The organism is Saccharopolyspora sp. 6V (genome assembly GCF_020176785.1).
Classification (GTDB): domain Bacteria; phylum Actinomycetota; class Actinomycetes; order Mycobacteriales; family Pseudonocardiaceae; genus Saccharopolyspora_C; species Saccharopolyspora_C gregorii.
The window spans coordinates 1-12,332 of sequence record NZ_JAIUKB010000057.1 but is presented as its reverse complement, the minus strand read 5'-3'; the positions used below and the strand labels follow the sequence as shown (position 1 = coordinate 12,332).

Genomic DNA, 12,332 nt, shown 5'->3' with positions numbered 1-12,332 from the left:
GGCCCCCCCCACACCCCCCCCCCGGGGGGGGGGGGGGGGGGCGCCCCCCCCCCCCCGGCCCCGGCGTCGGGGTCACGCCATCGTGTGGCGGACGATCGTCTGGTCGCGGCCGGGGCCGACGCCGATCGCGGAGATGCGGGCGCCGGACAGCTCCTCCAGGCGCAGCACGTAGTTCTGCGCGTTCACCGGCAGGTCCTCGAAGCTGCGCGCCGCGCTGAGGTCCTCGGACCAGCCCGGCACCTCCTCGTACACCGGCACCGCGTGGTGCACGCCGGTCTGCGTCATCGGCATCTCGGTGACCCGCTGCCCGTCCACGTCGTAGCCGACGCACACCGGGATGGTCTCCAGCCCGGACAGCACGTCCAGCTTGGTGAGGAAGTAGTCGGTGATGCCGTTGACGCGGGTCGCGTAGCGGGCGATGACCGCGTCGAACCAGCCGGTGCGCCGGGAGCGCCCGGTGGTGACGCCGAACTCGCCGCCCTGCTTACGCAGGTTCTCGCCCGCCTCGTCGGTGAGCTCCGTCGGGAACGGGCCCGCGCCGACGCGGGTGGTGTACGACTTCAGGATGCCGATCACGGCGTTGATCCGGGTCGGCCCGATGCCGGAGCCCGCGCACGCCCCGCCGGAGGTCGGGTTCGAGGAGGTCACGAACGGGTAGGTGCCGTGGTCCACGTCGAGCAGCGTGCCCTGCGAGCCCTCCAGCAGCACCGTCTCGCCGCGCTCCAGCGCCTCGTTGACCAGCAGCTTCGTGTCGGCGATGCGGCCGGCGAAGCGCTCGGACTGCTCCAGCACGGTGTCCACGACCTCGTCGGCGTCGAGCGCGCGGCGGTTGTAGACCTTCACCAGCAGCTGGTTCTTGAACTCCAGCGCGGCCTCGACCTTCTGCCGCAGGATCTTCTCGTCCAGCAGGTCCTGCACGCGGACGCCGACGCGGGCGACCTTGTCCTGGTAGGCGGGGCCGATGCCGCGACCGGTGGTGCCGATCTGCTTCTTGCCGAGGTAGCGCTCGGTGACGCGGTCGATCGCCACGTGGTACGGCATGATCATGTGCGCGTCGGCGGACAGCAGCAGCCGCGAGGTGTCGACGCCGCGCTCCTCCAGCCCGGCGAGCTCGTCGAGCAGCACGCCCGGGTCGACCACGACGCCGTTCCCGATCACGTTCGTGACGCCCGGCGTGAGGATGCCGGAGGGGATGAGGTGCAGCGCGAAGTCCTGCCCGTCGGGCAGCACCACGGTGTGGCCGGCGTTGTTGCCGCCCTGGTAGCGCACGACCCACTGCGCCTGCTCGCCGAGCAAGTCGGTCGCCTTGCCCTTGCCCTCGTCGCCCCACTGGGCTCCGATCAGCACGATCGCCGGCATGTGAAACTCCAACCTGGACTGTGGGTCCGCGCGAGCGACTCCCCGCTCCGACGCGACACTGATGCCGGTCGATCAGGGTAAACCAGGAGCGAAACGTGAGTACGACTGCACTGTCCTGCACAAACGGCGACCACACCACGCGTCCGGGTGGTCACGCGGAGTGGCACCGGGTTTCGCCCGCTCCCGGGAAGGCCGAGGTCGATGCGCTGCTGCCCGACGGCCCCGGGCGAGTCGTCGTCCAGGGTACCGATGCCGACCTGGCGGCGGTGGTGCTGCGGCTGCTGCGCAAGAACCGCATCGCCGACCTCGCCGTCGGCTACGTGCCGGTGGCGGAGTCGCCCGCGACCCGGCTGTGGGGGTTCCCGGTGGGCCCGGACGCCGAGCCGCTCGCGTTCGAGGGGGCGGCCCGGCCGTCGGCGCTGGTGCGCGACGACAACGGCGGGCTGCTGATCGCCTCCGGCCGGGTGGAGCCGATCACCGGCCAGGTGTACTGCGACGACCAGCGGGTGCTGCACGGCCCGGCGCGGAGCCTGGAGATCACCCCCGATCCGGCGGCGGAACCGCTGCCGGACCCGACCTCCGACCCGATGTCGGCGAACCTGGATCCGGCCGCGGACGGCCTGCGGGTCACCGCGGTGCGCCGCGGCCTGCTGCGCACCCGCCGGGACACCACCCGCGGCCGCGCCGTGCAGGCCGGGTTCCGCGAGGCCACCGTGCTGCGCGACGGCGTGCCGCACCCGCGGCCGGTGACCAAGTGGGCCTGGTACCGCCACACCGAGGACCTGCTGCTCGTGCGGCCCTGATCGGCGGGGGAAATCCCTGCGCACACACGGTTTTCCCAGACCCGGCGGGGATCGGGTGGCGGTTTCACGACAGGTCACCGCCTAGTCACTTCGGGGCATTGCCATGGCCACCTCGCTCGATGAAGGTCAGGATCGACATCGGCGAGATCAGCCCAGCGGAGGTCCCCATGACGCCGACCCGTTCGCTTCGCGCAGCACTGACCGCTCTGCCCCTGGCCGGCGCCCTGTCGCTGGGCCTGGCCGTGCCCGCCGGGGCGGAACCGCCCGGCATCCCCGACCCGTCGACCGCCCAGACCCAGCTCGACGAGCTGCAGGTCGCCCCCGAAGGTTCCCTCGACGGCTACGACCGCGACCGGTTCCCGCACTGGATCGAAGGCCCCGACGGCTGCAACACCCGCGAGTCGGTGCTCAAGCGCGACGGGGAGGGCGTCGAGGTCGGGTCGGACTGCTACCCGACCGCGGGCACCTGGAACAGCCCGTACGACGGCGGATCCTGGACCAAGCCGTCCGATGTGGACATCGACCACGTGGTGCCGCTGGCCGCCGCGTGGCGCTCCGGGGCCTCCGAGTGGACCGACGAGCAGCGCGAGGCGTTCGCCAACGACCTCGAAGGCCCGCAGCTGATCGCCGTCACCGACAGCGTCAACCAGTCCAAGAGCGACAAGACCCCGGACCAGTGGATGCCGCCGGAAGCCGGCTACCACTGCACCTACGCGTCGATGTGGGTCGGTTCCAAGCACAAGTACGAGCTGACCGTCACCGAGGCCGAGAAGACGGCCCTCAAGGACGCCCTCGCCGGCTGCTGATCGTCGTCGACGCCGCGCCCCGCTCACCTCCTCGGTGAGCGGGGCGTTCCGCTGCGGTGCCACCTGGTGGGACGCGGCCCGGCGGGCGTTGACCGGGAGATCGCGGCGGTGCGAACCTGCTGGGCATGACCGCGCGCACCGCACTGACCGGGCGCCTGCACGTCGATCTGCGGCGGCAGGCCAGCGCCATCTGTCGCCCCCGCTGAGGGTCTTCACCGGCTGTTCTTCGAACTCTTTCCGCGTAGCGCTGGGGTGGCGGAACCTCAGCGGTCCCCTCGCTGCGGGATCGTTTTCGCAGGTGGCTCCGCCACAGGCGACAACGCTGTCCTCGCGGGGGAACCGCTGAGAACCCGCGGGTGGTCCGGCTGCGTGCTCGGTCGGCTGCTCAGCGGCTTCGCCGCTGACGGGAAACCGCCGAAACCGCGCTGCGCAGGTTCGAGGACGGGCGGTCGACAGTTCGCCCGGGCGCTCTTGTGCGGCCCGGGTTCCGCTCTGCTCAGCGAAAGCGATGACACCGTGCACCGTCGGGAATTCCTCGCCGCCCTCGCCCTGACCACCACGACCGCCGGGCTGCTCGCCGCGTGCGGTCGTGGCACCGACGCGGCCACCGCGCCCGTCCCGCCGCCGGTCGGCGACGACGAGCTGCGCCGGGTGCGGCTGCGAGTCGGGGACCAGAAGGGCAACTCGCAGTCCCTGCTGCGCTCCGCCGGGCTGGACCGGGCGCCTTACGCGATCGAGTGGGCCACGTTCACCTCCGGCCCGCCGCTGCTGGAGGCCGCGTCCGCCGGAGCCATCGACATCGGCGGCGTCGGCAACACGCCCCCGCTGTTCGCGGCCGCCGCGAAGCGCAACGTGAAGGTCGTGTCCGCGTCGAAGGGCAACGTGACCAGCGATGCGCTGATCGTCCCGCGGGACTCGCCGCTGCGGCGGGTGGAGGACCTGCGCGGGAAGAAGATCGCCGTGGCCCGCGGCAGCTCGGCGCACGGGCAGGTGCTGCTGAGCCTGCGGAAGGTCGGGCTCACCCCGGACGACGTGCAGCTGGTGATCCTGCAACCGGCCGACGCGCTCGGCGCGTTCAACGGTGGCGAGGTGGACGCCTGGGCGATCTGGGACCCGTACTTCGCGCAGGTCCAGCTGGAGACCGGCGCGAAGGTGCTCACCGACGGCACCGGCGTGGCCAACGGCCTGGACTTCCAGGTGGCGAGCGACGCGGCGCTCGCCGACGCGGCGAAGAACACCGCGCTCGCCGACTACGTGGTCCGCGTCGCGCAGGCGCAGCTGTACTCCGACTCGCACCGCGAGGAGCGTGCGCGGGCGTGGGCCGAGGACACCGGGCTGCCCATCGAGGTGACCCGCCGCGCCACCGACGCCGGGCCGAACCTGCCGATCCCGCTGGACGAGTCGGTGGTCCGCTCCTCGCAGGAGCTCGCCGACGCGTTCGTGCAGGCCGGGGAGATCCCGCGGAAGTTCGACTTCGCCGACTTCGTCGACACCCGCTTCGCGCAGCGGCTCGCCGCCGTCCGCTGACCAGGAGGAGACGCATGAGCATCACGGTGCACTGGTTCCTGCCCACCCACGGCGACGGTCGGTCCATCGTGGACAGACCGCACGTGACGGCCGCCGCGGCCAGCACGCCCCGCGAACCCGACATCGACTACCTGGCGCAGGTCGCGCAGGCCGTCGAGCACCTCGGGTTCACCGGCATGCTCACCCCCACCGGCAGCTGGTGCCAGGACGCGTGGGTGACCACGGCGGCGCTGCTCGGCCGCACCAAGCGGATCAAGTTCCTGGTCGCGTTCCGGCCCGGTTCGCTCACCCCGACGCTGGCCGCGCAGATGGCCACCACCTACCAGCAGGTCTCCGGCGGCAGGCTGCTGCTCAACATCGTCACCGGCGGCGAGTCCACCGAGCAGCGCCGCTACGGCGACTGGCTGGACCACGACCGCCGCTACGAGCGCACCGACGAGTTCCTCGCCGCGATGCGCGCCATCTGGTCCGGGGAACCCGCCGACTTCGACGGCGAGCACTACCGGCTGCGCGGCGCCACCGCCTACGACGTGCCGGACCCGGTGCCACCGCTGTACTTCGGCGGCTCGTCCCCGGCGGCGCTGCCCGTGGCCGCCCGCCGCGCCGACGTGCACCTGACCTGGGGCGAACCGCCCGCGCAGGTCGGTGAGCGGATCGCCCGGCTGCGGGAGCTGGCCGCCGCCGAAGGCCGCACGCTGCGGTTCGGGCTGCGCGCCCACACCATCACCCGGGACACCTCCGCCGAGGCGTGGGCGACGGCCCAGCGCTTCCTGGACCAGATGGACCCGGCGGACGTGGCCGCTTCGCAGGCGAAGTTCGCGGTCACCGAATCGACCGCGCAGCGGCGGATGGCGGAGCTGCACGGCGGGGTGCTGCACGCGGACGCGCGGAAGCTCGAAGTGCACCCGGGCCTGTGGTCCGGGGTCGGGCTGCTGCGCGGCGGTGCGGGCACCGCGCTCGTCGGCAGCCACGAGGAGGTCGCCGACCTCATGTCCGAGTACCACGACGTCGGCGTGGAGGAGTTCGTGTTCTCCGGCTACCCGCACCTGGAGGAGGCGTACTGGTTCGGCGAAGGCGTCCGCCCGGTCCTCGCCCGCCGCGGCCTCCTCGCCGGTTCCGAGCCCGCCGCGACCCCCGCACCCCGCCCGGTCGCCGCGTCCTGAAGCCGGTCCGGGACCTCCCCGAGCCGCGATCCGGGACGAACCCGATCCCCGCGACCCGCCGCGCCGCTTACGTTCGACCCGCAGTCGGGACGACGTGGGGGGACGGCCTGTGGATCGGAAGGACGCGGCACCGGCGGCGGTGCGCAGCTCGATCATCGCGTGGACCTGCGCCGTGGCGGCCGGGGTCGCCGAGACGGTGCTGCAGGTGGTGCGGCTCGTCGCGGCGGGGGCACCCGCCGGTGGACTCGCCGGGCAGCTGGTGCTGCGCGGCGCCGTCTACGCCGCGGTGCTGGTCCTCGTGCTGCGGCTGCGGCGCGGTGGGAACGGAGTGCGGATCGCGGTGGCGGTGCTCGTCGGCGGCCTCGGCACCGCGAGCATGGTCGGCCCGCCGATCGCGGAGGTGCTGGGCGGCGTCCCGGTCGAGCAGGCCTTCCTGAACGGCACCGGGCCGTGGGCGTGGACGTTCGCCGCGTTGCGCGCCGCGCACCTGGTCGCGGTGTGCACGGGACTGGTGCTCCTGTTCGCGCCCGCGTCGAACGCGCACTTCCGAGCGGCCGGGGCCGCCGCCGGACGGCCCTGACCGCCCGGTCGCTCAGCCGCGGGCCTCGACCGCGATGTCCGGGAAGTCGCTGAAGATGCCGTCGATGCCCTGCGCGAACAGCGCGTCGAAGAAGCCGAACACGTCGCCGAACTCGGACGGCACCTCGGAGGAGCGGAAGTCCGCGGGCAGGAACTCGTTCTCCGCGCGCACCGTGTACGGCACGACCTGCAGGCCCGCCGCGTGCGCGTCCGCGGTCACCGGGGTCGGCCCGGTGAGGTGCCCCGAGTCGTCGACCGGCAGCAGCACCTTCGTGTCCGGGCCGAACACGTCGGCGTAGTCCGCGATCCCGCGCAGCCCCTCCGGCGTCACCAGGTCCGCGTAGGTGCGCGGGTCGCCGGACTCCACGAAGTCCTGCGGCGCCCCGCTGTCGGAGATCAGCTGCACCAGCCGCACCCGCAGCGAGCGGTCCAGCTCCCGCAGGTTGGCGACCTCGAAGGACTGCACCACGACCTTCGCGTCCGGCCGGTTCAGGCCGTTCTCGTCCAGCGCCCGCACCACGCGCGGCTCCAGCGGCAGGCCGATGCGCTGGAAGTAGCTCGGGTGCTTGGTCTCCGGGGCGACGCCGACCTCGCGGCCGAGCTCCGCGGACAACCGGCGGGCGAGGTCCACGACCTCCTGGAACGTCGGCACCTCGTAGCGGCCGTCGTAGATCGTGTTGTTCGGCCGCAGCCGCGGGATGCGTTCCTCCGCGCGCAGCGACTTCAGCTCGGCGAGGGTGAAGTCCTCGGTGAACCAGCCGGTCAGCTCGACGCCGTCGATGGTCTTCGTGGTCTTGCGGTCGGCGAACTCGGGGTGGTCGGCGACGTCGGTGGTGCCGCTGATCTCGTTCTCGTGCCGGGACACCAGCACCCCGTCCTTGGTGGGCACCAGGTCCGGTTCGATGAAGTCGGCGCCCATCCGCGCCGCCAGCTCGTAGGCGGCCAGCGTGTGCTCCGGGCGGTAGCCGGAGGCGCCCCGGTGCCCGAACACCTCCACGCGGCCTGCCTCCGGATCGGCGGTCACGGCGGGCGCCGCGGCGGCGGGCAGCTGGGCGATGGCGCCCAGCACGGCGGCCGTGGTCACGGCGAGCGCCCCCAGGCGCACCCGGATCGACATCTGTCCTCCAACGAGTTCGTCGCGCGGGAAGGGCCGCGCGCCCGGCCCGACCTTCGCGGTGGCGGGCGACCAACCGGACAAGAACATCCGACGGGCGGGTGAAGGAACGGCGACACACCTCCGGTCGGCGCCGAGCGCCGCGCGGGGTGGTCGGCCGGAGCGCACTGAGATGATCCTCGCTGGTCACCGGCGGTCCATGTCCGGTTCACCACACCGCGCCGGGGGGCCGCCGTCGGCGGTGTGCGGGACGCTCTACGCTTCCGCTCGTGCGAATCCTGGTGATCGGGGCAGGCGGCCGTGAGCACGCGATCGTGCTGGCGCTGTCGAAGGACCCGTCGGTGACCGCCCTGGCCTGCGCTCCCGGCAACGCGGGCACCGCCGCGCTCGCCGAGCCCTACCCGGTGGACGTCGCCGATCCGGCGGCGGTGACCGAGCTCGCCACCGGCTGGAAGGCGGACCTGGTCGTGTTCGGCCCGGAGACTCCGCTGGTCGCCGGTGCCGCCGACGCCGTCCGCGCCGCCGGGATCCCCTGCTTCGGGCCGTCGAAGGGGGCCGCCCGCATCGAGGGCTCCAAGGCGTTCGCGAAGGACGTCATGATCTCCGCCGGGGTTCCCACCGCGCACAGCGAGACGGTGGACAACCCGGCGAAGCTGGACGCCGCCCTGGCCCGCTTCGGCCCCACCTGGGTGGTCAAGGACGACGGGCTCGCCGGGGGCAAGGGCGTGCTGGTCACCACCGATTTCGACGCGGCGCGCGCGCACGCGCTGACGCTGCTCGACGACGGGCACCCGGTGCTGCTGGAGTCCTTCCTGGACGGTCCGGAGGCCTCGCTGTTCTGCCTGGTCGACGGCACCACGGTGGTCCCGCTGCTGCCCGCGCAGGACTTCAAGCGCGTCGGCGACGACGACGCGGGCCCGAACACCGGCGGCATGGGCGCCTACGCGCCGCTGCCGTGGGCGCCGGAGGGCTTCACCGAGGACGTGGTGCGCACCGTGGTGCAGCCGGTGGTGGACGAGCTCGCCGAGCGCGGCACCCCGTTCTCCGGCCTGCTGTACGCGGGCCTGGCGCTGACCTCGTCGGGGCCGCAGGTCATCGAGTTCAACTGCCGGTTCGGCGACCCGGAGACGCAGGCCGTGCTGGCGCTGCTGCGCACCCCGCTGGCGGTGCTGCTGGACGCGGTCGCCCGCGGTGAGCTCGCCGCCGCCCCCGCGCTGGAGTGGGAGGACGGCGCCGCGGTGACGGTCGTCGTGGCCGCCGAGGGCTACCCGGGCCGGCCCCGGGTGGACGACGTGATCACCGGTGGCGACGCGATCGGCGTGCTGCACTCCGGCACGCGGCGCCGCGAGGACGGCGCGGTGCTGTCCGCGGGCGGCCGGGTGCTGTCCGTGGTCGCGACCGGCGCGGACCTCGACGCCGCCCGCGACGAGGTGTACCGGCGGGTCGCCGCCGTGCGCCTGCCCGGCTCGCACCACCGCGTGGACATCGCGCTGCGCGCCGCCCGCGGCGAGATCACCCCGCCCGCCTGATCGGACTTTCCGGACGAACCGCGCGCGAGCCACGGCCGCGCGCGGTTCGTCGCGTTCGGACCCGTTCGCCGTTCGACTGCTCTTCGGTGAAAGCACCGCCGTGCGCATCCGCTTCGGGGTAATCATGTGATCCGGTGGAACGGCGCGCCCGGACGGCGCGTCGACCACGTCGGACATCCGGGCCGCGAATCCGAGGAGAGGTCGTGCCAGACGCCGGTTACAACATGGGGGCCTTGGAGGACTGCCGCTCCGCGCTGGAAGGCAAGGCCGGCCCGGTCGGCGCCATCGGCGACGGCTTCGAGGGCCGGCACGTCGAGGCGGCCTCCTTCGGGGAGCTCGACGCCGCGGCCGGGCTCGCCGACGCGGTCACGAAGCTCGACGAGACCGCGAAGCAGCAGTTCGACGCCGCCGAGCAGCTGCTGCGCAGCGTCAGCGGCGCGCTCGACGCGGTGCGCACCAGCGTCGAGGACATCGACCGGGACAACGCCGACTCGATGCGGGTCTGAGCCGGTACTGGGGGACGAGATGGGCATTTCAGGGGAGATCGCGGGCAAGCCGGGCGGCGCGGCGCTCGCCGAGCAGGTGCGGAAGCTGGAGGACAGCCGACCCGAGTCGATCACCGAGATCGCGCGCCGCTGGCGCGAGGCGAGCGGCACCACCGGGAACGCCGCCGGGGACGTGACCAACGCGGTCACCGGGCTCGACGGGGCCTGGCAGGGCGCTTCCGCGGACGCGTTCGTCGGCTACATGGGGCAGGTGCGCGGCGGCTTCGACCAGGCCGGGTCGGCGCTGGAGAGCTCGGCGGGCGCGCTGGACCGGGCGGCGGAGGCGGTGCGCACCGCGAAGGACGCGGTGAACGGCATCGGCGAACGCGCCCTGGCCGACGCGAAGCAGGCCGAGGACACCTACCACCAGGCGGAGCTGGCGCACCCGAACGACCCGGCCGCCCTGGAACTGGCCCGCCGGGTGCGCGACGACGCGATCACCCGCGCGATGGAGTCGCACGCCGACGACGCCCGGGGCAAGGTCGACGAGGCGAACGCGGCGCTGAACGGGGCGCTGTCCGAGCTCACCGGCTCCGCCGAGGGCATGGCGGACGTGTTCACGAAGATCCCGAAGGCGGGCGAGCAGGGCTTCACGCCCGCGCCGGGGCGCGACACCGAGTGGGAGTTCCAGGAGCCCGCCGGCCCGGCGAGCACCGACCAGGCCGGCGCCACCGGCCCGGGCGGGGACTCCGCCGCGGGGCCGGGCGGGTCCGGCGCGTCGAGCGGGTCGGGTGGGCCCGGCGGTTCCGCGGGGGGCTCGGACGGGTCGAGCGGTTCCGGCGGCTCCGGTGGTTCCGGCGACCTCGGCTCCAGCGGTGGCCCGCCCAGCAGCGGCCCACCGCCCGGGAACGTGGACCAGTGGATCCGGGAGGCCATCGAGATCCTGCAGGCCAACGGCATCCCGGTCACCGAGGCCGACGTCGAGAAGATCTGGACGATCATCCAGAAGGAGTCCGGCGGCGACCCGCACGCCGTCAACGACTGGGACTCCAACGCCGCCAAGGGCACCCCGTCGAAGGGCCTGATGCAGTGCATCGACCCGACGTTCCAGGCGCACAAGCTCCCCGGGCACGACGACATCTACGACCCGGTGGACAACATCATCGCCGGGGTCCGCTACACCTTCGACCGCTACGGCGGTTTCGAGGGCCACCCGGGGCTGAAGTCGATGGCCGGTGGCGGCGGCTACCAGGGCTACTGAGCAGCGGGGCGCGTGGCAGGGTGTGGGCATGTTCGAGCCCAGCGCCCTGTCCGTCGCCCAGCGGGCGAACGTGCCGCCGTTCCAGGTCATGGAAGTGCTCTCCGCCGCCAACGCCCGCCAGCGGGTGCGCGGGGACGTGGTGTCGCTCGCCGCGGGCCAGCCCTCCAGCCCGGCTCCGGCGGCGGTCCGCGAGGCGGCGGCCGAGGCGCTGCGGCGGCACCCGCTCGGCTACACCGAACAGCTGGGGCTGCCGCAGCTGCGCGAGGCCATCGCCGGGCACTGCGCCCGCACCTACGGGCTGCCCGCCGACCCGGCGGAGGTGGTGGCGACCACCGGTGCGTCCGGTGCGTTCCTGCTGGCGTTCCTCAGCGCCTTCGACCCGGGTGACCGGGTGGCGCTGGCGCGGCCGGGCTACCCGGCCTACCGGAACATCCTGGCCGCCCTGGGCTGCGAGGTCGTGGAGCTGCCGTGCGACGAGAGCACCCGGTTCCAGCCGACGACGGCGATGCTGGAGGCGCTCGACGAGCCGGTGCGCGGCCTGATCGTGGCGTCCCCGGCGAACCCGACGGGCACCGTGCTCACCGGGGACGAGCTGGCGGAGCTGGCGTCCTGGTGCGATCGGCGGGGCGTGCAGCTGATCAGCGACGAGATCTACCACGGCATCGAGTACGGGGAGCGGCTGCACTCGGCGCGCGAGTTCTCCACCGAGGCGATCGTGGTGAACTCGTTCTCGAAGCTGTGGTGCATGACGGGCTGGCGGCTCGGCTGGATGCTGGTGCCGCCGCGGCTGCGGCGCGCCGTCGACTCGCTGACCGGCAACTTCACCCTGTGCCCGCCCGCGGTGTCGCAGCACGGCGCGGTCGCCGCGTTCGGCGCGGACGTCTACGCGGAGGTCGGCGAGCACGTCCGCCGGTACGAGACGAACCGGGAGCTGCTGCTGACCGGGCTGGCGGAGCTGGGCATCAAGCGGGTCGCGCCCGCCGACGGCGCGTTCTACGCGTACGCCGACATCGGCGAGCTCACCGACGACTCCTCGGCCTGGTGCCACCGGTTGCTGGAGGAGACCGGCGTGGCGGTGGTGCCGGGCGTGGACTTCGACCCGGAGCGCGGCGGCCGGTTCGTGCGGATGTCCTACGCCGGGGCGACCGAGGACATCGCGGAGGCCGTCGCCCGCCTCGCCACCTGGCTGCGCTGAACCGGCCGGCCCGGCTTCGCCCGGAAGGCCTCCGACCGGTGTCGCGGATCGTGGCCGTGCGCGAGCTCGGCGGCCGATCGGCCTCGGGGTGGTCCCGGGGTTCTCCCGGATTCCGGGGGCGAACCGGGGCCCCGGCGGCCGGAGCTCTGGCAGTCTGGGGTGGAGTTCTGCTGAACGGGGTGGTCCGGATGGTGTGGAAGGTGATCGGCGGCCTGCTGCTGCTCTGGCTGGTGGTCAGCGTCGCGGGGATCGTGCTGAAGGGTCTGTTCTGGCTGGCCGTGCTCGGCGGCGTGCTGTTCGTCGCCACCGCGGTGATCGGCTACGCGTCGGACCGGAAGAAGCTGGGGGAGACGAAGCGGCTCGGCTCCAAGTGAGCCGCCGGGGGGGGGGGGGGGGGCCCCCCCCCCCCCCCCCCCCCCCCCCCCCCCCCCCCCGCCGCGGGGGGGGGGCCGGGGCGCTCGGCTTGGTGCTGAGCGCCGGACTCGTCCCGCTGCCCTGCCCGCTGCTGTTC

At 73.7% G+C, this 12,332-nt stretch carries 13 protein-coding genes; 11 read left to right on the top strand and 2 right to left on the bottom strand.

The annotated features are described in order from the left end of the window. Positions 1-72 precede the first annotated feature (72 nt). Positions 73-1,359, bottom strand: a complete 1,287-nt coding sequence (locus LCD35_RS12590) for an adenylosuccinate synthase (protein WP_224961077.1) — start codon at positions 1,357-1,359, stop codon at positions 73-75. Between the two features lie 95 nt (positions 1,360-1,454). Between LCD35_RS12590 and LCD35_RS12585 the strand changes: the two genes are divergently transcribed. The 6 genes from LCD35_RS12585 (at position 1,455) to LCD35_RS12565 (ending at position 6,238) form a co-directional block, all read left to right on the top strand. Beyond that, a complete protein-coding gene (locus tag LCD35_RS12585) occupies positions 1,455-2,162 on the top strand; it encodes a hypothetical protein (RefSeq protein WP_224961075.1) in 708 nt (235 codons plus the stop codon). A gap of 167 nt (positions 2,163-2,329) precedes the next feature. Beyond that, the gene (locus tag LCD35_RS12580) at positions 2,330-2,968 is read left to right on the top strand and encodes an HNH endonuclease family protein (protein ID WP_224961105.1); all 639 of its coding nucleotides are present in this window, start codon (positions 2,330-2,332) and stop codon (positions 2,966-2,968) included. Between the two features lie 125 nt (positions 2,969-3,093). Continuing rightward, entirely contained in the window at positions 3,094-3,174 is an 81-nt protein-coding gene (locus LCD35_RS30725; RefSeq protein ID WP_373690095.1) for a putative leader peptide, read from the top strand. 310 nt (positions 3,175-3,484) lie between these two features. Then, entirely contained in the window at positions 3,485-4,495 is a 1,011-nt protein-coding gene (locus tag LCD35_RS12575) for an ABC transporter substrate-binding protein (protein ID WP_224968171.1), read from the top strand. Between the two features lie 14 nt (positions 4,496-4,509). Continuing rightward, a complete protein-coding gene (locus LCD35_RS12570; RefSeq protein ID WP_224961071.1) occupies positions 4,510-5,658 on the top strand; it encodes an LLM class flavin-dependent oxidoreductase in 1,149 nt (382 codons plus the stop codon). Between the two features lie 109 nt (positions 5,659-5,767). Further along, on the top strand, positions 5,768-6,238 hold the full coding sequence (locus LCD35_RS12565) for a hypothetical protein (protein WP_224968167.1): 471 nt from the start codon (positions 5,768-5,770) through the stop codon (positions 6,236-6,238). A 12-nt stretch (positions 6,239-6,250) separates the two neighbouring features. Here LCD35_RS12565 and LCD35_RS12560 read toward each other — a convergent pair whose 3' ends face one another. Next, the gene (locus tag LCD35_RS12560) at positions 6,251-7,354 is read right to left on the bottom strand and encodes a glycerophosphodiester phosphodiesterase (RefSeq protein WP_224961066.1); all 1,104 of its coding nucleotides are present in this window, start codon (positions 7,352-7,354) and stop codon (positions 6,251-6,253) included. A gap of 266 nt (positions 7,355-7,620) precedes the next feature. Between LCD35_RS12560 and purD the strand changes: the two genes are divergently transcribed. From purD to LCD35_RS12535, 5 genes are all read left to right on the top strand, one after another. Then, positions 7,621-8,880 (top strand): phosphoribosylamine--glycine ligase, encoded by a 1,260-nt coding sequence (purD, locus tag LCD35_RS12555; RefSeq protein WP_224968165.1) that lies wholly within the window; start codon positions 7,621-7,623, stop codon positions 8,878-8,880. Between the two features lie 203 nt (positions 8,881-9,083). Continuing rightward, on the top strand, positions 9,084-9,386 hold the full coding sequence (locus LCD35_RS12550; RefSeq protein ID WP_224961063.1) for a hypothetical protein: 303 nt from the start codon (positions 9,084-9,086) through the stop codon (positions 9,384-9,386). Between the two features lie 19 nt (positions 9,387-9,405). Then, positions 9,406-10,626 (top strand): transglycosylase SLT domain-containing protein, encoded by a 1,221-nt coding sequence (locus LCD35_RS12545; RefSeq protein WP_225044232.1) that lies wholly within the window; start codon positions 9,406-9,408, stop codon positions 10,624-10,626. Between the two features lie 28 nt (positions 10,627-10,654). Beyond that, positions 10,655-11,821 (top strand): pyridoxal phosphate-dependent aminotransferase, encoded by a 1,167-nt coding sequence (locus LCD35_RS12540; protein ID WP_224958067.1) that lies wholly within the window; start codon positions 10,655-10,657, stop codon positions 11,819-11,821. A gap of 188 nt (positions 11,822-12,009) precedes the next feature. Continuing rightward, positions 12,010-12,195: a hypothetical protein gene (locus LCD35_RS12535; RefSeq protein WP_224958065.1), complete on the top strand. Its 186-nt coding sequence runs from the start codon at positions 12,010-12,012 to the stop codon at positions 12,193-12,195. The last annotated feature ends 137 nt before the right edge of the window (positions 12,196-12,332 follow it).

Coding starts and splice junctions, on each gene's coding strand:
- LCD35_RS12560 (WP_224961066.1), bottom strand. CDS start 7,354: ATGTCGATCCGGGTGCGCCTGGGGGCGCTCGCCGTGACCACGGCCGCC.
- LCD35_RS12590 (WP_224961077.1), bottom strand. CDS start 1,359: ATGCCGGCGATCGTGCTGATCGGAGCCCAGTGGGGCGACGAGGGCAAG.
- LCD35_RS12540 (WP_224958067.1), top strand. CDS start 10,655: ATGTTCGAGCCCAGCGCCCTGTCCGTCGCCCAGCGGGCGAACGTGCCG.
- LCD35_RS30725 (WP_373690095.1), top strand. CDS start 3,094: ATGACCGCGCGCACCGCACTGACCGGGCGCCTGCACGTCGATCTGCGG.
- LCD35_RS12545 (WP_225044232.1), top strand. CDS start 9,406: ATGGGCATTTCAGGGGAGATCGCGGGCAAGCCGGGCGGCGCGGCGCTC.
- LCD35_RS12580 (WP_224961105.1), top strand. CDS start 2,330: ATGACGCCGACCCGTTCGCTTCGCGCAGCACTGACCGCTCTGCCCCTG.
- LCD35_RS12570 (WP_224961071.1), top strand. CDS start 4,510: ATGAGCATCACGGTGCACTGGTTCCTGCCCACCCACGGCGACGGTCGG.
- LCD35_RS12535 (WP_224958065.1), top strand. CDS start 12,010: ATGGTGTGGAAGGTGATCGGCGGCCTGCTGCTGCTCTGGCTGGTGGTC.